Genomic DNA, 21,382 nt, shown 5'->3' on the forward strand with positions numbered 1-21,382 from the left:
GTCTGCGGGTTCACCAGGGGTCGCGCAGCCGGGCGACGGTACGGGCGGCCACCGGACGAGGATCGAGAAGTGCATCTCAAGAGCCTGACGGTGAAGGGCTTCAAGTCCTTCGCCTCCGCGACGACGCTCAAGCTGGAGCCGGGGATCACCTGTGTGGTGGGCCCGAACGGCTCCGGCAAGTCCAACGTCGTCGACGCCATCGCCTGGGTGCTCGGCGAGCAGGGCGCGAAGGCGCTGCGGGGCGGCAAGATGGAGGACGTCATCTTCGCCGGCACCGCCGGCCGGGCCCCGCTCGGCCGGGCCGAGGTGACGCTGACCATCGACAACACCGACGGCGCACTGCCGATCGAGTACACCGAGGTCTCCATCACCCGCCGGATGTTCCGCTCCGGCGAGAGCGAGTACGAGATCAACGGAGACTCCTGCCGGCTGCTCGACATCCAGGAGCTGCTCTCCGACTCCGGCATCGGCCGGGAGATGCACATCATCGTCGGCCAGGGGCGACTCGACGGCATGCTGCACGCCAAGCCGGAGGACCGGCGGGCGTTCATCGAGGAGGCGGCCGGCGTCCTCAAGCACCGCAAGCGCAAGGAAAAGGCGCTGCGCAAGCTCGACGCGATGCAGACCAACCTCAATCGGCTCACCGACCTCACCGCCGAGCTGCGCCGCCAGCTGAAACCGCTCGGCCGGCAGGCCGAGGTGGCCCGGCGGGCCGCGGTGATCCAGGCCAACCTGCGCGACGCCCGGCTGCGGCTGCTCGCCGACGACCTGGCCACCCTGCGGACCACGCTGGACAGGGAGATCGCCGACGAGACGGCGCTGCGGCAGCGCCGTGAGCAGGTGGAGGCCGAACACGCCGAGGTACAGGCCCGGCTCGGCGAGTTGGAGGAGGCGCTGGCGTCCGACGCCCCGCTGCTCGCCGCCGCCCAGGACACCTGGTACAAGCTCTCCGCCCTGCAGGAGCGGTTCCGCTCGATCGAGCAACTCGCGCTGGAACGCCTGCGACACCTGAGCGCGACCCCCGACGACGAGCGCCCGGGCCGCGACCCGGACCAGTTGGAGGCCGAGGCCGAACGGGTCCGCGAGCAGGAGGAGGAGCTGCGCGCGGCGCTCACCGACGACCAGATCCGCCTCGCCGAGGCGGTGGAACATCGCCAGGAGCTGGAACGGCAGCTCGCCGCCGCCGAACGGGAGCTGGTCGCCGCGGCCAAGGCGATCGCCGACCGGCGGGAGGGGTTGGCCCGGCTGACCGGGCAGGTGAACTCGGCCCGCGCCCGGACCACCAGTGCCGGCGAGGAGATCGAGCGGCTCGCCGCCGCGCACGCCGACGCGTTGACCCGCGCCGAGCGGGCCCAGGCCGAGCTGGACGCGGTCGCCGAGCAGTCCACCGAGGCCGACCGGGACAACGCCGACCTCGACGCCCGGCACGCCGAGGCGGTCGCCGCCCAGGAACAGGCGCAGGCGACGGTCCGTTCGCTCTCCGACGCCGAGCGGGCCGCCGAGAAGGACGCCGCCACCTGGAAGGCCCGGGAGGAGGCGCTCGCGCTGGGCCTACGGCGCAAGGACGGCGCCGGCGCGTTGCTGGCCCGCGCCGACCAGGTACCCGGCCTGCTGGGCAGCCTCGCCGGCCTGCTCACGGTCGCGCCCGGCCACGAGGCGGCGCTCGCCGCCGCTCTCGGTGGGCTGGCCGACGCGGTCGCGGTCACCGGGGTCGACGAGGCGGTCGAGGCGATGCGGCTGCTGAAGATCTCCGACGCGGGACGCGCCGGTGTGCTGGTCGGCAGCCCCGCCGGGCCGGGCATGTCCGGCTCCGCCGACGCGCTGCGCCCGAAGCTGCCGGACCGCGCCCAGTGGGCGCCCGACCTGGTCGACTGCGACGCGCAGATCAGGCCGGCGGTGCACCGGGCGCTGCGTGACGTGGTGCTGGTCGACGACCTCGCCGCCGCGGCGGAGGTGGTCGCCGGCAACCCCGAGTTGCGCGCGGTCACCCGGGAGGGTGACGTCCTCGGGGCGTACGCGGCGGCCGGCGGGTCGGCGAAGGCGCCCAGCTACATCGAGGTACAGGCGGCCGTCGAGGAGGCCCGTACCAACCGGCTCACCGCCGAGGCGGCCAGCGCCGAACTGCGTGACCAACTGGTCGACGCGCGGGCGGCGGTGGCCGAGGCCAAGGAGCGGGTGCAGCACGCCGCCGCCGCCAAACGGGAGGCGGAGAGCCACCGCAACGCCGCCGCCCGTCGGCTGGCCGAGCTGGGCGCCGCCGCCCGGTCGGCGAAGGCGGAGACCGACCGGCTGGGCGAGTCCCGGTCCCGCGCCGAGGCGGCCCGCGACCGGGACCTGACCGCCCTGGACGAGCTGGCGGAGCGGCTGCGGCTGGCGGAGGCGACGCCGATCGACGCCGAGCCCTCCACCGACGAGCGTGACCAACTCGCCGCGATGGTGCCGCAGGCCCGGCAGAACGAGATGGAGGTCCGGCTCGCGGTGCGTACCGCGGAGGAGCGGGTGGCCTCGATCGCCGGTCGCGCCGACTCGCTGCGCCGGCAGGCCACCGCCGAACGCGCGGCGCGGGAGCGGGCCGCGGCCCGGCGGGCGGCGCGTACCCGGGGTGCGGGCATCGCCCGAGCCGTCGCCGGTGGGGCGCGGGCGGCGCTGACCCGGCTGACCACCAGCATCGCGCAGGCCGAGGAGCATCGGGACGCGGTAGCCCGCGAACGGGCCACCCGCGAGGCGGAACTCCAGGAGGTGCGGGCCGCCGCGAAGCGGTTCGGCGCGGAACTGGAACGGCTGACCAGCCAGGTGCACCGCGACGAGGTCGCCCGCGCCGAGCAGCGGCTGCGCATCGAGCAGTTGGAGGCCAAGGCCGCCGAGGACTTCGGGTTGACCGTGGAGACCCTGATCGCCGAGTACGGGCCGAGCCAGCCGGTGCCGCCGACGGAGGCCGAGGTGGCCGCCGCCGAACGTGACGGGCTGCCGGTGCCCGAGCCGGTCCGCTACGAGCGCCCCGTGCAGGAGAAGCGGGCCGCGAAGGCCGAGCGGGAACTGACCCTGCTCGGCAAGGTCAACCCGCTCGCGTTGGAGGAGTTCGCCGCGCTGGAGGAGCGCTACAAGTTCCTCTCCGAGCAGCTGGAGGACCTCAAGGCGACCCGACGTGACCTGCTCACCGTGGTCAAGGACGTCGACGAGCGGATCCTGGAGGTGTTCGCCAGCGCCTTCGCCGACACCGCCCGGGAGTTCGAACAGGTCTTCACCGTCCTCTTCCCCGGTGGCGAGGGACGGCTGGTGCTCACCGAACCGGACGACCTGCTGACCACCGGGGTCGAGGTCGAGGCCCGCCCACCGGGCAAGAAGATCAAGCGGCTGTCGCTGCTCTCCGGTGGTGAACGGTCGCTGACCGCGGTGGCGATGCTGGTGGCGATCTTCCGCGCCCGGCCCAGCCCGTTCTACATCATGGACGAGGTCGAGGCGGCGCTCGACGACGTCAACCTGGGCCGGCTGATCACCCTGATGGCGCAGCTGCGGGAGAAGAGCCAGCTCATCGTCATCACGCACCAGAAACGGACGATGGAGATCGCCGACGCACTGTACGGCGTGACCATGCGCGGCGGGGTCACCCAGGTGATCAGTCAACGGCTCAACCGGGCCGACACCGACGACGAGCGGCCAGGCCGCGGCGAGGAGAACGGGTAGTGGCTCGGGCACGCGCGACGGCGCTGCTGGTGGACTTCGACGGGGTGCTGCGTCGGTGGGATCCGGCGGTCGCCGCCGGGGTGGAACGGGAGTACGGCCTCTCCGCCGGGGTGCTCGGTGAGATCGCCGAGTCCTGGGGGCTGCTCCAGCCGGTGCTCACCGGCCGGGTCAGCCACGCCGAGTGGGTGTCGAGTGTGGCCGACGCGCTGACTCCCTCGGTGGGCGACCCGGAGCGGGCCCGCGCCGCGGTGCGGCAGTGGCAGAGCTACCGCGGCGAGGTCGACCCGCAGGTGTTGGCGTTCCTGCGCGAGGTACGCGCGGCCGGTGTCCGGGTCGGGCTCGGTACCAACGCCTCCGACCTGCTCGACGCGGACCTGGCGGCGCTGGGCCTCACCGACGAACTGGACGTGGTGGTCAACTCCTCGGCGATCGGGGTGCACAAGCCGGCCAAGGAGTACTTCCAGGCGGCGTGCCTGGCGCTGGAGGCCGCACCGGACCGGGTGCTCTTCGTCGACGACGAGGACCGGGCGATCAGTGGTGCCCGGGTGGCGGGGCTGTCGGCCTACCGCTGGACCGGCCCGGCGGACCTGCGGTACCTGCGGGCCGCGCTGGGCTGCTGAGCACGCGGCCGCGCCGAGGACGCGGCCTTGTCGGGATCACAGCGTTGCCGGGACCGTGGTGGTCAGCCGCCGGTCACGCCGTCGAGGCGTTCGCGGATCAGGTCGGCGTGGCCGTTGTGCCGGGCGTACTCCTCGATCATGTGGAGGTAGATCCAGCGCAGGCTGATCTCGTTGGTGGTGCCGTCGCGGAACTTGACGGCGCAGACCTCGTCCAGGCCGCGGTCGGCGACGACCGCGTCTGCCGCGAGCATCTCGGCGCGGAAGGCGGCGAAGTCGGCCTCGGCGTCGGCGGTGTCGACGGTGTTGAACTCGGCGTCCGGGTCGGCGTCGAAGTCGTACAGCTCGGGCAGGTCCACGCCGGCGAAGCGTTGCCGGAACCACGACCGTTCGACGACGGTCATGTGCCGGACCAGACCGAGCAGGCTCAGCGTGGACGGCGACACGCTCGCGGTCCGCAGCTGGTCGCCGGTCAGCCCGGCGCACTTGTGCAGCAGGGTGTCGCGGTGGAAGTTCAGCCAGCCCGCCAGCATGGTGCGCTCGTCACCGAGGTAGGGCTCGTGCCGGCGATCGATCTCGGGTGCTCTCCAGGTCATGTCCGCCATCGTGCGGCGCCGCCGGCCGGTCCGCGAACGGTTTTCCGGTCCCGGTGTCAACAAGGTGCCCCGCTACCACGCTGGGCGTCGACAGGGGGCCCTTGCGCTCCTCCGTGAGCGGGCCGCCGGTGTGCCGCAGCAGCGGCACCTCCTTGATGAACAGGACCGCGATCAGGGCGATCAGCCCGAACGGCGCGGCAGCCAGGAAGACATCCCCGGCGCCGTGCCCGTACGCTGACTCGACCACTGCCCGGATCGGTGCCGGCAGCGTGTGCACGTCCGGCAGGGTGCCGCCACCGCCGCCGGCCGAGGCCGGTACGCCGAGCGTGGCCAGCCCGTCGGTGAGGTAGCGGGTGACGTTGTGCCCGAGCAGGGCACCGAGCGCGCTGACCCCGACCGCGCCGCCGAGGCTGCGGAAGAAGGCCACCACCGAGCTGGCCGTACCGAGTTCGTGGGCGCCCACGGTGTTCTGCACGGCGAGTACCAGGTTCTGCATGGTCATGCCCAGCCCGATACCGATCAGCGCCATGAACACGCTGACCTGCCAGTACGGCGTGTCCGCCCGGAGCGTGCCCAGCAGGGCGAAGCCGACGGTGAGCAGTGCCGAGCCGGCGACCAGGTAGCGCTTCCAGTGGCCGGTGCTGGTGATGATCCGGCCGACGACCGTGGCGGCCACCAGCAGGCCGAGGATCATCGGCAGGGTCATCAGGCCGGACCTGGTGGGGCTGGCCCCCCGGCTGATCTGGAAGTACTGGCTGAGGAAGACCGAGGCGCCGAACATGCCCACGCCGACCGCGACGCTGGCCACCACCGAGAGGGTGATGGTGCGGTTGCGGAACAGCTGCGGCGGGATCAGCGGCTCGTCGGCGCGGGTCTCGATCCGGACCGCCGCGGCACCGAGCAGCAGGGCGCCGGCCACCATGACCGCGGTCTGCCAGGAGAGCCAGTCGAACCGGTTGCCGGCGAGCGAGACCCAGATCAGCAGCAGCGACACGGCGGCGGTGATCAGGGTGGCGCCCCACCAGTCGATCTTCACCGTCCGCTTGACCACCGGCAGGTCGAGGGTCTTCTGGAGGACGATCAGGGCGACGACCGCGAACGGGACGCCGACGTAGAAGCACCAGCGCCAGCCGAGCCACGCGGTGTCGACGATGACGCCGCCGATCAGCGGGCCGCCGATGGTGCCGACGGCCATCACCGCGCCGAGGTAGCCGCTGTACCGGCCCCGCTCCCGGGGCGCGATCATCGTTGCCATGATCACCTGGGCCAGCGCGGTGAGGCCACCGGCGCCGACGCCCTGGACCACCCGGCAGGCGATCAGCTGCCCGGTGGACTGGGCGAGCCCGGCCAGCACCGAGCCGAGTACGAAGATCGCCAGGGCCGCCTGGACCAGGAGCTTCTTGCTGGTCAGGTCGGCGAGCTTGCCCCAGAGCGGGGTGGTCGCGGTGGTGGCCAGCAGCGTCGAGGTGACCACCCAGGTGTACGCGGACTGGGTGCCGTCCAGCTCGGTGATGATCCTCGGCAGCGCGTTCGAGACGACGGTGCCGGAGAGGATCGCCACGAACATGCCCAGCAGTAGGCCGGAGAGGGCCTCCAGGATCTGCCGGTGGGACATCTGGACGGGGATCGCTCGGGCGGGGGCGCTCGCCTGAGTCATGGGTGGTGCCTCCAGGTGGAACGAGAACGTTGCCGCAGGCAACCGTAGGCCTTGGTTGCCTCAAGCAACAACATGAGGTGACCAAGGTCTATTCCGGCGCCGTTACGCCGGAATGGCGTGATCAACCGGGCGTCGACACCCGCAGCGCGGCGAAACGGCGGCGCGCCGCTTCGGGCGGCACGCGCAGTGCGGCGAAACGGTGGCGCGCCGCTTCGGGGGCGCGGCCAGACGGCGGCGTACCGTGTCGGGGCGGTCAGCCCCAGGCGTCGTTGAACTGGCGCATCAGGCGGGCGAACTCTGCCACGTCCCGTGCCGGCCAGTTCTGTAGCGCCTGCCGGATCTGTCCGAGTCGAGATGCCCGCGCCGCGTCGAACCGGCGCTGCCCCTCCTCGGTCAGGCTGAGCTGAGCCGCGCGCCGGTCACTCGGATCGGGCACGCGGCGGACCAGTCCGAGCGCCTCCAGGCTGTGAATCTGCCGGCTCAGCGTGCCCTTGCCAACGCCGAGCCGGGTGGCCAGGTCGGTCAGCCGGGTCGATCCGGAACGGCGCAGCCAGAGCAGCAACCCGTACGCGTTCGGTTCCAGGTTGGGGTGCACCTCGCTGGCGATCTCCCACGAGATGGCCCGGCCACGGCGCAACAACGCGGTCAGTTCGTGCTCGACCTCGCGCAGGCTGTCCGCCGGTTGCTCGTCCACCCGTCGAGACTACGAAGCGTCGGCACCGGCAAGCCAGCCGGTGCCGACGCGCGGTGCCCACTCCTCGGCCCTGGCCCCTCGGCGCCCGGCGCTGGCCCTGATCCCCCCAACCCTGGCCGCCTGGCTCCAACCCTGGCCCCGGCCCGGTCCTTGGCCCGACCACGGGACCGTCAGGCCGGCTGGGTCGGATCCGGGGTGAGCCGGTGGCGGGCCACCTCGCGCAGGTGCCCGTCGCTGGTGGTGCCCTCGATGATCACCTCGGCCGCGCGGCCGGCGTGGGTGAGCGTCCCCACCGCGTTGCCGAAGTACGGCCCGGCGAGCTTGCGCCACTTCACCAGCGGTCGGGGCACCCCGGCGGCGCGGGCCAGGGCCCGGGTCGCCCCGGCCGGTCCGCGCGCCCAGCCCAGCCGCATCAGCGGGCGCATCCCGGCCGGCACCTGGTTGTGGATCGGTGAGCAGGTGAGCTGGTGTACGGGGGTGCGTACCGCCGGGTCGGCGAAACGGACCCGGGCCACGTACGAGTGGTGCACGTCGCCGGAGAGCACGTTGATCGACGCCGGTGGCGGGTACGCCGGGCCGGCGCCCTTGCGGTCGTCGGGTGCGCCGTCGGCACCGCTGCCGACCCGGGCGAACAGCGCACCCAGGGCGTCGAACGAGCGGCGGAAGGCGCCCCAGTGCTCCAGGTCGAGGCCGCGGCGCAGCCGTTCCGCCAGGGCGGCGACCCAGGCCCGGGACGAGTCGGCCAGTTTCTCGTTCCACGCCTCGACATGGTGGATGCCGGGCGGCAGCAGCCAGGGCAGCGACGACCCGACGACCAGGTGGTCGTAGTCGCCGTGCACCTGGTCGACGAACCAGGACCACTCGCCGGCCGGCAGCATCGCCCGCCGGCCCGGCTCCAGCACCCGGCTGCACCGGCTGTCGAGCATCACCAGGCGGGTCCGGCCCAGGTCGAGCGCGTAGCTGAACTGGTACTGCACCTGGCGCCAGCGTTCGGTGTCGTGCGCCAGGTCCGCCTCGGTGTCGACCCGCTCACCGAACTCGCGCAGCACCACGGTGGCGTCCTCGGCCGCGGTCACCTTGGCGAAGACCGGGTCGGCGGCGATCTCGTCCGGGGAGAGGTTGCCGAGGTGCTGGTAGACCCAGTACGACGCGAGTCCGCTGGTGATCCGCTCGGCCCACCAGGGCTGCTCGCGCAGTTCGGCCCGCCAGGACGCGGAGGTGTTCCAGTCGTCGATGATCTCGTGGTCGTCGAAGATCATCACGCTGGGCACGGTGGAGAACAGCCAACGGATCTCCGGGTCTCCCCACGACTCCAGGTACAGCTTGGTGTACTCGTCGAAGCTCACCACCTGGTCGGTCGGCGCGCCCTCGGGGCGTCGTCGGCGCCGACGCAGCAGCCGCTTGATGGTGGGCGAGGTCTCGTCGGCGTACACCTGGTCGCCGAGGAGCACCAGCAGGTCGGGCAGGGCCGCCGGGTCGGGGTCGGCCAGGATCCGCCGGGCGTACGCGTCGAGCGCGTCCGGCGGCAGCTTGCGGGTGGTGGCGTGCTGCGTGGTCTCCCGGCAGGAGCCGAAGAGCAGCCGTACCGGCTGGTCCCGGTCCTCGGCGGCGCGGGTACGGATCACGCTGGGCGGGAACCGGTCGTCGGGCAGTGGCCAGGCCACCTCGTCGTCGATCAGCACCTCGTAGGTGGTGGCGCTGTCCGGGTTGAGTCCCTCCACCACCACCAGCGCGTAGTGGTGGTCGTACGCGGTGAAGGTGGTCGCGGTGCCGGCGGCGCCGCCAGGGGTGCGGACGGTGACCACCGCGGGTGCCGTGGTCTCCACCCACACGGTGGCCCGCGTACCGACGACCCGGCGCAGCAGGGGGCCGATGAGCAGCTCGGCGGGCATGTCGGACCTCCAGATGAGAGAGCTTCGACTCCTACGTACCCGGCCGGCGGTCGTACCACTGCTGGCTGTGGCAGAGACTACCGCCGGCGCCGGGAGCCGTCCCCGGCAGCGGTGGCTGAGACGTGGTCGGCGCCATCTGACAGGATTTCGGCATGACGGAATACCTCCTCATCGTTCTCGCCCTGCTCGGTGTGCTGATCCTCGGCGGCATCGGGCTGGTCGTGCCGAGGCTGCGGCGACGGCCGGAGCCGCCGCTGCCGCGCACGGAGGTCGACACCCGGGCGGAGGAGGAGCTCGCCGGTCCGCCGGTGCAGGCGCCCGAGGCGGAGCTGTCCACCGGTGTCCTGGTCGAGCCGCCGCCGGTGATCGAGGCGCCGGCACCGGCCGTCGAGGTGCCCGAGCCGACCGCCGGCCGGCTGGTCCGGCTGCGGTCCCGGCTGTCGCGCTCGCAGAACGTCTTCGGCAAGGGCCTGCTCGGGCTGCTCAGCCGCGACCGGCTCGACGAGGACGTCTGGGAGGAGATCGAGGACAGCCTGATCACCGCCGACGTGGGGGTCGACGCGACCCGCGAGATCGTCGACCGGCTGCGCGAACGGACCCGGGTGCTGGGCACCCGCTCCGTCGGTGAGCTGCGGGCGTTGCTCGCCGCCGAGCTGGTCAACGCGCTCGACCCGGCGTTGGACCGGGCGCTGCATACCTCGCCGAAGGAGGGCGTGCCGGCGGTGCTGCTGGTGGTCGGGGTCAACGGCGCGGGCAAGACCACCACCTGTGGCAAGATCGCCCGGGTGTTGATCGCCGATGGCCGTAGCGTACTGCTCGGCGCGGCCGACACCTTCCGGGCCGCCGCCGCCGACCAGCTGGAGACCTGGGCCGGGCGGGTCGGCGCCGAGACCGTCCGTGGTCCCGAGGGCGCCGACCCGGCCAGCGTCGCCTTCGACGCGGTCCGTCGGGGCATCGACACCGGCGTGGACACCGTGCTCGTGGACACCGCCGGTCGGCTGCAGAACAAGATCGGCCTGATGGACGAGCTGGGCAAGGTCAAGCGGGTGGTGGAGAAGCACGGCCCGATCGACGAGACCCTGCTGATCCTGGACGCCACCACCGGGCAGAACGGCCTGGAGCAGGCCCGGGTCTTCACCGAGGTGGTCAACGTGACCGGGGTGGTGCTGACCAAGCTCGACGGCACCGCGAAGGGCGGCATCGTGATCGCCGTACAGCGCAAGCTCGGCATCCCGGTGAAGCTGGTCGGCCTCGGCGAGGGCCCGGACGACCTGGCGCCGTTCGACCCCGCGCAGTTCGTCGACGCGCTGCTTGGCACCGAAGCCGCCGGACCGACCGCGTAACCTCGGGTGACCAGAGACAATCGCGCGTACGCGGGCTGGCGTGACCCGAGCCACCCGTCGCAGCGCCTCGGGAGACCGTACGTGACTTCGCAGGAGATCCCCCTGCACGGCGGGAACGTCAGCACCGTGGTGCGGGTGGGCGACACGGTCCGGCGTAACGCCGGACCGTGGACCCCGTCGGTGCACGCCCTGCTGCGGCACCTGGAGTACGTGGGGTTCACCGGCGCGCCGCGGGCCCTGGGCATGGACGAGCGCAACCGCGAGGTGCTGTCGTACCTGGAGGGGGAGTGCGGGGAGTACCCGCTCGCCCCGCACTGGGTAACCGACGAGGCGCTGGTCACCGTCGCCACCATGCTGCGGATGTTCCACGACGCCCAGTACGGCTTCGTCCCACCGCCGCAGGCGGTGTGGCGCTCGTTCGGCCCGCCGCCGCCGGACACCGAGGTCGTCTGTCACCACGACGCCGCGCCGCACAACGTGATCTGGCGGCCGGACGGCACCCTCGGGCTGATCGACTTCGACCTCGCCTCACCGGGCGCGCGGATCTACGACGTGGCGTACGCCGCCTGGACCTGGGTGCCGATCTTCTCCGACCGGGACTCGATCACCCTCGGCTGGAAACATCCGGACCGGCCGCGTCGGCTGCGGCTGTTCGCCGACGCGTACGGGTTGATCCCGCGCGACCGGCACCGGTTGATCCGCACCATCCGCAAGCGGATCGTCGACCACGTGGAGGGCATCCGCCGGATGGCCGCCGCGGGGGAACCGGCGTTCGTCCGGATCGTGCACAAGGGGCACCTGCGCCGGCCGATGCGGGATCTGCGGCTGCTCGACTACGAGCGGCAGTTGCTCGAAGACGCCCTGCGCTGAGCGGTCGGGGGATAGACCGGCACCAAACGGCCGATCCACCCCCGTCGAAGCGCCGAGGTGTGCGATTTTCTTCACACGTACGAAACAAGCCGTCATGGTTCGGAAACCAGCCGGGGACCCTCGGCGAAACAGCCGACTACCAGGCTTCCGCGCAACCGGCGTACGGGCGATGCTGCGCGATGCCGGGAGGGAGGGAAAACAACCCGAGAGGAGGCAGCGTGCCGGAGCTAGATTCTGGTGCCACCGCCTGGATTTTGACTTCAGCCGCCCTGGTGTTGCTCATGACGCCCGGGCTGGCGCTTTTCTACGGCGGCATGACGCGATCCAAGTCCGTGCTCAACATGATGATGATGAGCTTCGGGGCGATCGGCCTGGTCAGCCTGTTGTGGGTGTTCTACGGCTACAGCATCGCCTTCAGTGGGGACATCGGCGGGATCACCGGTGATCTCTCCGCCGCCGGTCTGCGCGGCATGCTGGAGAGCGGCACCGAGGGGGGCATCCCCGACCTGCTGTTCGCCGGCTTCCAGCTGATGTTCGCCGTGATCACCGTCGCCCTGATCAGCGGCGCGATCGCCGACCGGGCCAAGTTCGGCCCGTGGCTGCTCTTCGCCGGCCTGTGGGCCACGCTGGTCTACTTCCCGGTCGCGCACTGGGTGTGGGGCGGTGGCTGGATCGGCGAGCTGGGCGTGCTCGACTTCGCCGGTGGCACCGCGGTGCACATCAACGCCGGTGCCGCGGCGCTCGCCCTGGCGCTGGTCCTCGGCAAGCGGGTCGGCTGGCCGAAGGACAAGTTCAAGCCGCACAACCTGCCGATGGTGCTGCTCGGTGCGGCGCTGCTCTGGTTCGGCTGGTTCGGCTTCAACGCCGGCTCGGCCGGTGCGGCCGACGGCGCCGCCGCCGTCTCGCTGATCAACACGCAGGTCGCCACCGCCGCCGCGGTGCTCGGCTGGATCGTGGTCGAGTGGATCCGCGACGGCAAGCCCACCACCCTCGGTGCGGCTTCCGGTGCCATCGCCGGTCTGGTCGGCATCACCCCCGCCTGTGCCTTCCTGGAGCCGCTCGGCGCCATCGCCCTCGGTGTGATCGCCGGTGCGGTCTGCGCGCTCGCGGTCGGCCTGAAGTACCGGTTCAAGTACGACGACTCGCTCGACGTGGTCGCCGTGCACATGGTCGGCGGCATCATCGGCTCGCTGCTCATCGGCTTCCTGGCAATCGAGGTGCTGGCCGGCGAGGGCAACGACGGTCTGCTCTACGGCGGCGGCATCGAGCTGCTCGGCCTGCAGGCCATCGGTGTGGTCGCGGTGCTGGTCTACTCGTTCGTGGTGGCCTACATCATCGGCTTCGCGATCGAGAAGACCATCGGCTTCCGGGCCAGCGCCGAGGCCGAGGTCGAGGGTATCGACAACGCCGAGCACGCCGAGAGCGCGTACGAGTTCAGCTCCACGGGTGGCGGCGGAGCGTTCGCTGCCGCGGGCATCGCTCCCACGGCCACGCCGAAGACCGAGCCCACCGAACCGGTGAGCGAAAAGGTCGCCGGCTAACGTTCTGCGGATGGAGGGGTTGGACATGAAGCTGGTGACCGCGGTCATCAAGCCGCACCAGTTGGACGCCGTCAAGGAGGCCCTGCACGCCCTGGGCGTGGCCGGGTTGACCGTCAGCGAGGTCCAGGGTTACGGCCGTCAGAAGGGGCACACCGAGGTCTACCGGGGTGCCGAGTACACCGTCGAGTTCCTGCCGAAGATCCGGGTGGAGGTGCTCACCGACGAGATCGACGTCGAGAAGATCGTCGACGCGGTGGTCGGTGCCGCCCGGACCGGCAAGATCGGTGACGGCAAGGTCTGGGTGACCGGAGTCGAGGAGGTCGTCCGGGTCCGCACCGGCGAGCGCGGCCTGGACGCCCTGTAGGAACACCATCGATGACCTCGTTGACCTCCCCGGAAACCCCGGCTTCGAGCCGCACGGCGGACCCGAAGGTCAACGAGGTCGTCGGCGTTCCGGCCGGGATCGGCGCGACGGCGCGTCGCGCCCGGGCGGACGCGTACGACGCCTGGCTGGCCCGGCTGGTGCCGGACCGGCCGGGCGTCGCGTTGCTCGCCGTCGGCGGGTTGGGCCGACGGCAGTGTGCCCCCTACGGCGACCTCGACCTGGTGCTGGTGCACGCCGGGGTGGCCGGGATCGACGAACTGGCCGCCCAACTGTGGTACCCGGTCTGGGACGCCGGGCTGCGGCTGGACCACTCGGTGCGGACCGTCGCCGAGGCGCTGTCGGTGGCCCAGGACGACGTCAAGGTGGCCCTCGGGCTGCTCGACGCCCGCTTCGTCGCCGGTGATCCCGAACTGGCCGACACGCTGGTCCGCAGCGCCGCCGACCACTGGCGGCGTACCGCCGTGCGGCAACTGGCCCCGCTGCGGGAGAGCACGGCGACCCGCTGGCAGGCCCACGGAGAACTGGCGTTCCTGCTGGAAGGCGACCTGAAGGAAGCGGCCGGCGGGCTGCGGGACGTGGGCATCCTGCGAGCCATCGCGCTCGCCGGGATCACCGACGCGCTGCGTCCCGCCGTACACGCCGCGCACCTGCGGCTGCTGGACGCCCGCGACGCGCTGCACCAGCAGATCGGCCGGCGGGTCGACCGGCTGCTCGCCCAGGAACGCGCCGGGGTGGCCGCGCTGCTCGGCCTCCGGCAACCCCCACCCGCCGACCCCGAGGCGCAGCCGGGCCGGTCCGAGACGCCGTCCGGCGAGGCCGGGGTGCCGCAGCCCGGGTCCGACGCCGTGCCGCGTGTACCGGACGGCGACGGTGACGCCCTGCTGCGCCGGGTGGCGGGCGACGCCCGTACCGTCAGCCACGCCCTGGACGACGCGTTCCGCGCCGCCGACCGGCTGCGCACCGGTCGTCGCCGGGGCGCCGACGGGCGGCCGGTGCGCCGACCCGTGGCCCGGGACGTGGTCGAACACGACGGGGAACTGGTGCTGGCCCGTACCGCCATCGGTGCCCGCCCGGACCCGAGCCTGTCGCTGCGGGTGGCCGCCGCCGCGGCGACCACCGGGTTGCCGATCGCCCGGGCCACCTGTGAGTGGCTGGCCGCGTACTGCCCACCGCTGCCGACGCCCTGGCCGGCCGAGGCGCGTTCGGCGCTGACCACGCTGCTGGGCGCCGGTGCCGGGCTGCTGCCCGCGTGGGAAACCTGCGACCGGTACGGGCTGATCGACCGCTGGCTGCCGGAGTGGACCCGGCTGCGCAGCCTGCCCCAGCACAACCCGGTACACCGGTTCACCCTCGACCGGCACCTCGTGCAGACCGCCTTCGAGGCGAGCCGGCACACCCGCGACGTGGACCGCCCCGACCTGCTGCTGCTCGGTGCCTTCCTGCACGACATCGGCAAGGGCCTGCCGGGCGAAGGTGTCGCCGGGCGGCCCGGCAGCCACGAGCCCGCCGGCACCTTCGCAGACCACTCCACCGTCGGTGCGCCGATCGCCGCGGCGATCGCGGCCCGGATCGGCCTGCCCGCGGTGGAGGCGGCGCTGATCGGCACCCTCGTCCGGTTGCACCTGCTGTTGCCGGACGTGGCGACCCGCCGGGATCTCGCCGATCCGGTCACCATCGCCGGAGTGGCCGAGGCCGTCGGCGACGTGACCACCCTCGACCTGCTGCACGCGTTGGCCCGCGCCGACGCCGCCGCCACCGGCCCGGCCGCCTGGTCGGACTGGAAGGGCCGGCTGATCGCCGAACTGGTCGGCCGGGTCCGGACCATGCTCGACACCGGTGCCGTACCGGAACCGCCGGCACCGGATCCGGCGCTGGTGGCGGGGCCGCTGCCGGTCGTACACCTGACCGGGGACCGGGTGGCGGTGGCCGCCGCGGACCGGCGTGGCCTGCTCGCGACGGTGGCCGGTTGCCTGGCCCTGCACCGGCTGGAGGTGCTCGCCGCCGACGCCTCGACGGTGGACGGGCGGGCCCTGGTCGAGTGTCGGGTCCAGCCCCGCTACGGGTTGCCGCCCGACCCGGTGGCGCTCAGCTCGGATCTGCGTCGCGCCGTCGGCGGCGACGTGTCGGTCACCCAGCGGCTGCGTGGCCGGGCGTTGGCGGCCCGGGGGGCCGGCGCCGAACCCCGGGTGGTCTGGCACCGCGACGCCGCCACCGACGCGGTGCTGTTGGAACTGCGCGCCGCCGACGCGGCCGGCCTGCTGTACCGGGTCACCAGCGCGTTGGACGCGGCGGGCGCGCAGGTCCGGGCGGCCCGGATCGCCACCCTCGGCGGCGACGTGGTGGACGTCTTCTACCTGGTCGGCTCGTGGCCCTCCGACGCCGAACGCGAACGCCTGGAGCAGGCCGTGCTCGCCGCGGTCTGAGGAAGGGCACCTTCTCGACGCCGGCGGTGGAGCAGGGGGCACCGCTTGACATCGGGCGACGGGTGAGGCGGCGTGGAGCGGTGTTACCGGTGGCCGGATACGCTAACGGTGGTCGGAGCGCTCATTCGGCCCCACTCGTGCTCGCCGGAACACTGACAAACGGGATGTTCGCGTGTTTGACACCTTGAGTGACCGCCTCTCCGGGATCTTCACCAAGCTCCGCGGCAAGGGACGCCTCACCGACGCCGACATCGACGCCACCGCGCGCGAGATCCGTCTCGCGCTGCTGGAGGCCGACGTCGCACTGCCGGTGGTCAAGGGCTTCATCTCGAACGTCAAGGAGCGGGCCCGGGGGGCCGAGGTCTCCCAGGCGCTCAATCCGGCACAGCAGATCGTCAAGATCGTCAACGAGGAGCTGGTCACCGTCCTCGGTGGCGAGGGGCGGCGGCTCCAGTTCGCCAAGCAGCCACCGACCGTGATCATGCTCGCCGGTCTCCAGGGTTCCGGTAAGACCACCCTCGCCGGCAAGCTGGCCCGCTGGCTCAAGGCCCAGGGGCACCAGCCGCTGCTGGTCGCCGCCGACCTGCAGCGTCCCAACGCCGTCGGGCAGCTCCAGGTGCTCGGCGGTCGCGCTGGGGTCGAGGTGTACGCCCCGGAACCCGGTAACGGCGTCGGCGACCCGGTGCAGGTGGCGAGGGCGTCGATCGAGCACGCCCGCCGCTCCGCCCGCGACGTGGTCATCGTCGACACCGCCGGCCGGCTCGGCATCGACGCCGAGATGATGCGGCAGGCCGCCGACATCCGGGACGCGGTCCGCCCCGACGAGGTCATCTTCGTCATCGACGCGATGGTCGGCCAGGACGCGGTGCGTACCGCCGAGGCGTTCCGCGACGGCGTCGGCATCACCGGTGTGGTCCTGTCCAAGCTCGACGGCGACGCCCGGGGCGGCGCCGCGCTGTCGGTCCGCGAGGTGACCGGGCAGCCGATCCTCTTCGCCTCCACCGGCGAGAAGCTGGAGGACTTCGACGTCTTCCACCCCGACCGGATGGCCAGCCGGATCCTCGGCATGGGCGACGTCCTCACTCTGATCGAGCAGGCCGAGGCGGCCTTCGACACCGATCAGAAGGAGAAGATGACCGCCAAGTTGATGGGCGGCGAGCAGTTCACCCTGGAGGACTTCCTCGACCAGCTCATCGCGGTCCGGCGGATGGGGCCGATCGCCAACGTGCTGGCCATGATGCCGGGCATGGGGCAGGTCAAGGACCAGCTCGCCGAGCTGGACGACAAGCACTTCGACCGGATCACCGCGATCATCCGGTCGATGACCCCGGCCGAGCGCACCAACCCGAAGATCATCAACGGTTCCCGGCGGGCCCGGATCGCCAACGGCTCCGGGGTCACCGTGATGGACGTCAACCAGCTGCTCAACCGCTTCACCGACGCGCAGAAGATGATGAAGCAGATGGGCGGCATGATGGGCCTGCCCGGCGGTGGCCGGCGCAAGGCGACCAAGAGTCCGAAGAACAAGCGCAAGGGTACGAAGGGCGGCGGTCGGCCGCGTACCGGTGCCGGTATGCCCGGTGGATTCCCGGGCGGCATGCCGCAGCTTCCGCCGGGCCTGAGCCCGGACGACCTGGCCGCCGGTCAGGGACTCCCGCCGGGCTTCAAGCTTCCGAAGATCGACTTCAACAAGCTCGGCAAGGGCGGCCAACCGCCCCGCTGAGCGTGCCGACGCAACGAGCCGCGTGTCGCCGACGAGGAGTGCTCGTCGACGGCGCGCAGCGGTCCGTCAGATGGTCACCAACCCGAGCCCGACCAGGCTGTCCGTGGTGTCGGCGCAGGTCGGTCACGTTCATCCCGGCCGACCGCAGGCACGCCCGGGCCTCGGCCCGGTCGACCGCAGCGCTCTCGTACCGGCGGTGCCCACTGTCCGGATCCCGGGCCACCGAGCCCGGTAGGCCGCTGGTAGTAGCGCAGCGTCCGCCCGGTGAGGCCGGACCGTCGGGCCATCCCCGGAATGGTGAGCATCTCGTCCAGAGCCGCTCGCTGCTTCCCGTGGCTCTCATGACATCGAGCGTTCCCGGGTTGAAGCGCTTCAAGTCGAGGCGTGTGACCGGGACCTCAGCTGCCGGGCGCGGAACATGGCGGATGCGGTAGGACTGTGCGCATGGCTCTGCATGTGCGCGGTGTGCTCCTGCCCGACGACGAGGTCCGGGATCTGTGGCTGGTCGGCGACCGGGTGACCTTCGACCCGGTGCCCGGCGCGGAGACGATCGCCGACCGGGGGTTCGTGCTGCCCGGACTGGTGGACGCGCACTGCCACATCGGCATCGCCCGGGGCGGTGCCCCGATCACCTCGCTGGACCAGGCGCGCGCGCTGGCCCGCATCGACCGGGACGCTGGCGTGCTGGCCATCCGGGACGCCGGCTCACCGTTGCCGTACCCGGAGTTGGACGACGAGCCCGACCTGCCCCGGCTGGTCCGCGCCGGCCGGCACGTCGCCCCGCCGAAGCGTTACCTGCGCGACATCGGTGTCGAGGTCGGTGCGGCCGAGGTGGCGGCGACGGTGGCCGAGCAGGCCGCGGCCGGCAACGGCTGGGTCAAGCTGGTCGGCGACTGGATCGACCGGGGCGTCGGTGACCTCGCGCCGGCCTGGGACGCCGACACGATGGCCGCGGCCGTGGCCGCCGCGCACGCCGCCGGGGTACGCGCCGCCGTGCACACCTTCAGCGAGTCGGCGGTGGAGATCATGGTGCGGGCCGGGGTGGACTCGGTCGAGCACGGCACCGGGCTGAGCCTCGACCTGATCGACCTGATGGCCCGGCAGGGCACCGCCCTGATCCCCACAATGATCAACATCCGTACCTTCGGCCACATCGCAGACCAGGCACGGCCCAAGTTCCCCGGGTACGCCGACCACATGCTCGCCCTGCGCGACCGCTTCCCCGAGGTGGTCCGGTCCGCGTACGAGGCCGGGGTGCCGATCTACGTCGGCACGGACGCCGGTGGCGGCATCGACCACGGCCAGGCCGTCGAGGAGATGCTCCTGCTGCACGAACAGGCCGGCATGTCCCGGATGGACGTCCTCGCCGCCGCCTCCTGGTCCGCCCGCGAATGGCTGGGCCTCCCCGGTCTGGTCGAAGGCGGCCTGGCCGACCTGGCCATCTACCCCGAGGACCCCCGCCAGGATCTCAACGCCCTCCGTACCCCCACCCACCTCATCCTCCGCGGCCACCCCCTCCCCCCACCCACCTGACCCACCCGCCCCGGCTGTCCGCGTTGATCATGAAGTTGTTGCCGATCCGCCCGGCGTGTCGTGGCAACAACTTCATGATCGACGGGGGCTCAGGAGGCGGTGGGGGAGGCGGTCAGGGCGGGCGCATAGGATGTGCGGTCATGGCGCGTGTGCTTACTCCCCGGGCTGAGGACTTTCCTCGCTGGTACCAGGATCTGATCGCCAAGGCGAAGCTGGCCGACAACGGGCCGGTGCGGGGAACCATGGTGATCCGACCGGCCGGCTACGCCATCTGGGAGCGGATGCAGGCCGAGATGGACGCCCGGATCAAGGCGGCCGGGGCGGAGAACGCGTACTTCCCGCTGTTCATCCCGGAGAGCTACCTCAAGCGCGAGGCCGAGCACGTCGAGGGCTTCTCGCCGGAGCTGGCCGTGGTCACCCATGGTGGCGGCAAGCAGCTCGCCGAGCCGGTCGTGGTGCGCCCCACCAGCGAGACGGTCATCGGCGAGTTCATGGCCAAGTGGATCGACTCGTACCGCGACCTGCCGCTGCTGCTCAACCAGTGGGCCAACGTCGTCCGCTGGGAGCTGCGTCCGCGCATCTTCCTGCGGACCAGCGAGTTCCTCTGGCAGGAGGGGCACACCGCCCACGCCACTCGCGCCGACGCCCGCGCGTACGCCCGGCAGATCCTGCACGAGGCGTACGAGGACCTGATGGTGAGCGTGCTCGGCATCCCGGTGGTGGTCGGGCTCAAGACCGCCCGGGAGCGCTTCGCCGGGGCTACCGCCACCTACACCTGCGAAGGAATGATGGGCGACGGCAAGGCCCTCCAGTTGGGCACCAGCCACGAGCTGGGGCAGAACTTCGCCAAGGCGTTCGACATCAGCTACTCCTCCGCCGAGGGGGGCCGGGAACACGCCTGGACCACCTCCTGGGGCACCTCCACCCGGATGCTCGGCGGGCTGATCATGTGCCACGGTGACGACAACGGGCTGCGGGTGCCGCCGAAGCTGGCCCCGACGCAGGCGTACGTCATGGTGGTCAAGGACGGTGACGGCGTCGGCGCGGCGGCGGCCAAGCTCCGCGACGCGCTGCGCGACGCCGGTGTCCGGGTCGCCCTCGACGACCGCACCGACACCCCGTTCGGCCGCCGGGCCGTCGACGCCGAGCTGCGTGGCTACCCGGTACGCGTCGAGGTGGGCCCCCGGGACCTGGCCGCCGGCAACGCGGTCGTGGTGCGGCGTACCGACGGGTCCAAGGCGCCCACGCCGGTGCCCGACGTGGTCGGTGCGGTGCTCGCCGCCCTGGAAGCCGACCAGCAGGCGCTGCACGATGAGGCGCTGGCCTTCCGGCAGTCGCGCACGGTCGACGTGGCGACCCTGGACGAGGCGATCGAGGCGGCGGCCACCGGCTGGGCCCGGGTGCCGTGGTCGGCAGTCGGCGTCGAGGGCGAGGCCAGGGCCAACGGGCAGGGCGTCACCGTCCGCTGCCTGGTCCGCGCCGACGGCTCGGTCCCCGACACCGAGGACGAGCCCGACCTGATCGCCATCCTGGCCCGCGCCTACTGACTCCCGCCCCCGCCCGCCGATCCCGCGCGACATCACAGATCTTGCACTTGCCGTCGGGATCAGCGCCGCTGAAGGGGCGTATCGCCGACCGTGAGCGCATGATCGGCGAGGCGTCCGGGTGGGCCGTGTGGTGGGCGGTAGGGTCGGCGGCGTGAGGTTCGAGCCGGGACGGTTGATCGTGCACCGCAACGTGCGGCGCGGGCGGATCGGGTGGGTGCGGCCCTCCTGGGTGGTCAGCGACGACGATCGCGGCCTGCTGCTCTGGCTCGCCGAGGGCGCCCCGGTGGCCGGCGAGGTGACGGCGGCCGGGCTGGGCATGCGCGCGGTCCCGTTCACCGAGTGGATCGCCAGTACGTACCGGGTCGCCGAGGGGCGGTGGAACGGCCCGCCGCTGCTGTCGTTCCTGCCCACCGGCGCGGCCCACTCCGTCTGGTGGTTCCGCGACGCGCAGGGCCACTTCACCGGCTGGTACGTCAACCTCGAAGAGCCGGGTGTCCGGTGGGACGACGGCGGGTTGGCCGGTGTCGACATCGTCGACCAGGACCTGGACGTGTGGATCCGTCCGGACCGCAGCTGGGACTGGAAGGACGAGGACGAGTTCGTCGAGCGGCTGGCCTTCCCGGAGCACTACTGGGTGACCGACGAAGCAGCCGTGCGGGCCGAGGGGAAGCGGGCGATCGCGCTGGCGGAGGCGGGCGAGTTTCCGTTCGACGGCACCTGGTGCGAGTTCACCCCGCCGCCGGAGTGGACCACCCCGGAGCAACTGCCCGCCGGCTGGGACCGCCCGCCCGTCCGCTGATCCCGGGTCGTGCCCGGCCGTTCACCGGTGTCCCGGACCGGCCCGACGGGGGGTGTGTTCTCGGTCACTTCCGGACCG

15 protein-coding genes are annotated in these 21,382 nt (G+C 72.4%); 11 read left to right on the forward strand and 4 right to left on the reverse strand.

Annotated elements, in window-relative coordinates; all coding sequences use genetic code 11:
• Window positions 1-69 precede the first annotated feature (69 nt).
• Window positions 70-3,684: a chromosome segregation protein SMC gene (smc, locus tag D2L64_RS03525; RefSeq protein WP_119573081.1), complete on the forward strand. Its 3,615-nt coding sequence runs from the start codon at window positions 70-72 to the stop codon at window positions 3,682-3,684.
• Window positions 3,684-4,304 carry an HAD family hydrolase gene (locus D2L64_RS03530; RefSeq protein WP_119573083.1) on the forward strand — a complete coding sequence of 207 codons (621 nt, stop codon included), beginning with the start codon at window positions 3,684-3,686 and terminating at the stop codon, window positions 4,302-4,304. Before smc ends, D2L64_RS03530 begins: the two co-directional genes overlap by 1 nt.
• 62 nt (window positions 4,305-4,366) lie before the next feature.
• Here the strand turns inward: D2L64_RS03530 and D2L64_RS03535 are convergent, their stop codons facing one another.
• The 4 genes from D2L64_RS03535 to D2L64_RS03550 all read right to left on the reverse strand — a co-directional run bounded on the left by D2L64_RS03535 (window position 4,367) and on the right by D2L64_RS03550 (window position 9,140).
• Complete coding sequence (locus D2L64_RS03535) at window positions 4,367-4,897, reverse strand: DinB family protein (RefSeq protein ID WP_119573085.1); 531 nt, start codon at window positions 4,895-4,897, stop codon at window positions 4,367-4,369.
• Complete coding sequence (locus D2L64_RS03540; protein WP_119573087.1) at window positions 4,845-6,554, reverse strand: MDR family MFS transporter; 1,710 nt, start codon at window positions 6,552-6,554, stop codon at window positions 4,845-4,847. Before D2L64_RS03540 ends, D2L64_RS03535 begins: the two co-directional genes overlap by 53 nt.
• 253 nt (window positions 6,555-6,807) lie before the next feature.
• Window positions 6,808-7,248, reverse strand: a complete 441-nt coding sequence (locus D2L64_RS03545; protein ID WP_119573089.1) for a MarR family winged helix-turn-helix transcriptional regulator — start codon at window positions 7,246-7,248, stop codon at window positions 6,808-6,810.
• 170 nt (window positions 7,249-7,418) lie between these two features.
• Entirely contained in the window at window positions 7,419-9,140 is a 1,722-nt protein-coding gene (locus D2L64_RS03550; RefSeq protein ID WP_119573091.1) for an alkaline phosphatase D family protein, read from the reverse strand.
• Window positions 9,141-9,292: 152 nt separating this feature from the next.
• On the opposite strand from D2L64_RS03550, the gene ftsY reads away from it, so the two are divergent.
• The 9 genes from ftsY (at window position 9,293) to D2L64_RS03595 (ending at window position 21,304) form a co-directional block, all read left to right on the forward strand.
• The gene (ftsY, locus tag D2L64_RS03555) at window positions 9,293-10,483 is read left to right on the forward strand and encodes a signal recognition particle-docking protein FtsY (RefSeq protein WP_119573093.1); all 1,191 of its coding nucleotides are present in this window, start codon (window positions 9,293-9,295) and stop codon (window positions 10,481-10,483) included.
• Between the two features lie 6 nt (window positions 10,484-10,489).
• Complete coding sequence (locus D2L64_RS03560) at window positions 10,490-11,353, forward strand: phosphotransferase (protein ID WP_199714389.1); 864 nt, start codon at window positions 10,490-10,492, stop codon at window positions 11,351-11,353.
• 179 nt (window positions 11,354-11,532) lie between these two features.
• Entirely contained in the window at window positions 11,533-12,894 is a 1,362-nt protein-coding gene (locus D2L64_RS03565) for an ammonium transporter (RefSeq protein ID WP_119573097.1), read from the forward strand.
• A gap of 25 nt (window positions 12,895-12,919) precedes the next feature.
• Window positions 12,920-13,258 carry a P-II family nitrogen regulator gene (locus D2L64_RS03570; RefSeq protein WP_165521895.1) on the forward strand — a complete coding sequence of 113 codons (339 nt, stop codon included), beginning with the start codon at window positions 12,920-12,922 and terminating at the stop codon, window positions 13,256-13,258.
• A gap of 11 nt (window positions 13,259-13,269) precedes the next feature.
• Window positions 13,270-15,702, forward strand: a complete 2,433-nt coding sequence (locus D2L64_RS03575) for a [protein-PII] uridylyltransferase (RefSeq protein ID WP_119573098.1) — start codon at window positions 13,270-13,272, stop codon at window positions 15,700-15,702.
• 172 nt (window positions 15,703-15,874) lie between these two features.
• The gene (ffh, locus tag D2L64_RS03580; RefSeq protein ID WP_119573099.1) at window positions 15,875-17,425 is read left to right on the forward strand and encodes a signal recognition particle protein; all 1,551 of its coding nucleotides are present in this window, start codon (window positions 15,875-15,877) and stop codon (window positions 17,423-17,425) included.
• Between the two features lie 444 nt (window positions 17,426-17,869).
• Entirely contained in the window at window positions 17,870-18,958 is a 1,089-nt protein-coding gene (locus tag D2L64_RS03585; protein ID WP_119573101.1) for an amidohydrolase family protein, read from the forward strand.
• Window positions 18,959-19,098: 140 nt separating this feature from the next.
• The gene (gene proS / locus D2L64_RS03590; RefSeq protein WP_119573103.1) at window positions 19,099-20,505 is read left to right on the forward strand and encodes a proline--tRNA ligase; all 1,407 of its coding nucleotides are present in this window, start codon (window positions 19,099-19,101) and stop codon (window positions 20,503-20,505) included.
• Between the two features lie 151 nt (window positions 20,506-20,656).
• Window positions 20,657-21,304, forward strand: a complete 648-nt coding sequence (locus D2L64_RS03595; RefSeq protein WP_119573449.1) for a DUF402 domain-containing protein — start codon at window positions 20,657-20,659, stop codon at window positions 21,302-21,304.
• Window positions 21,305-21,382 lie beyond the last annotated feature (78 nt).

Source organism: Micromonospora radicis, assembly GCF_003583405.1.
GTDB classification, from domain to species: domain Bacteria; phylum Actinomycetota; class Actinomycetes; order Mycobacteriales; family Micromonosporaceae; genus Micromonospora; species Micromonospora radicis.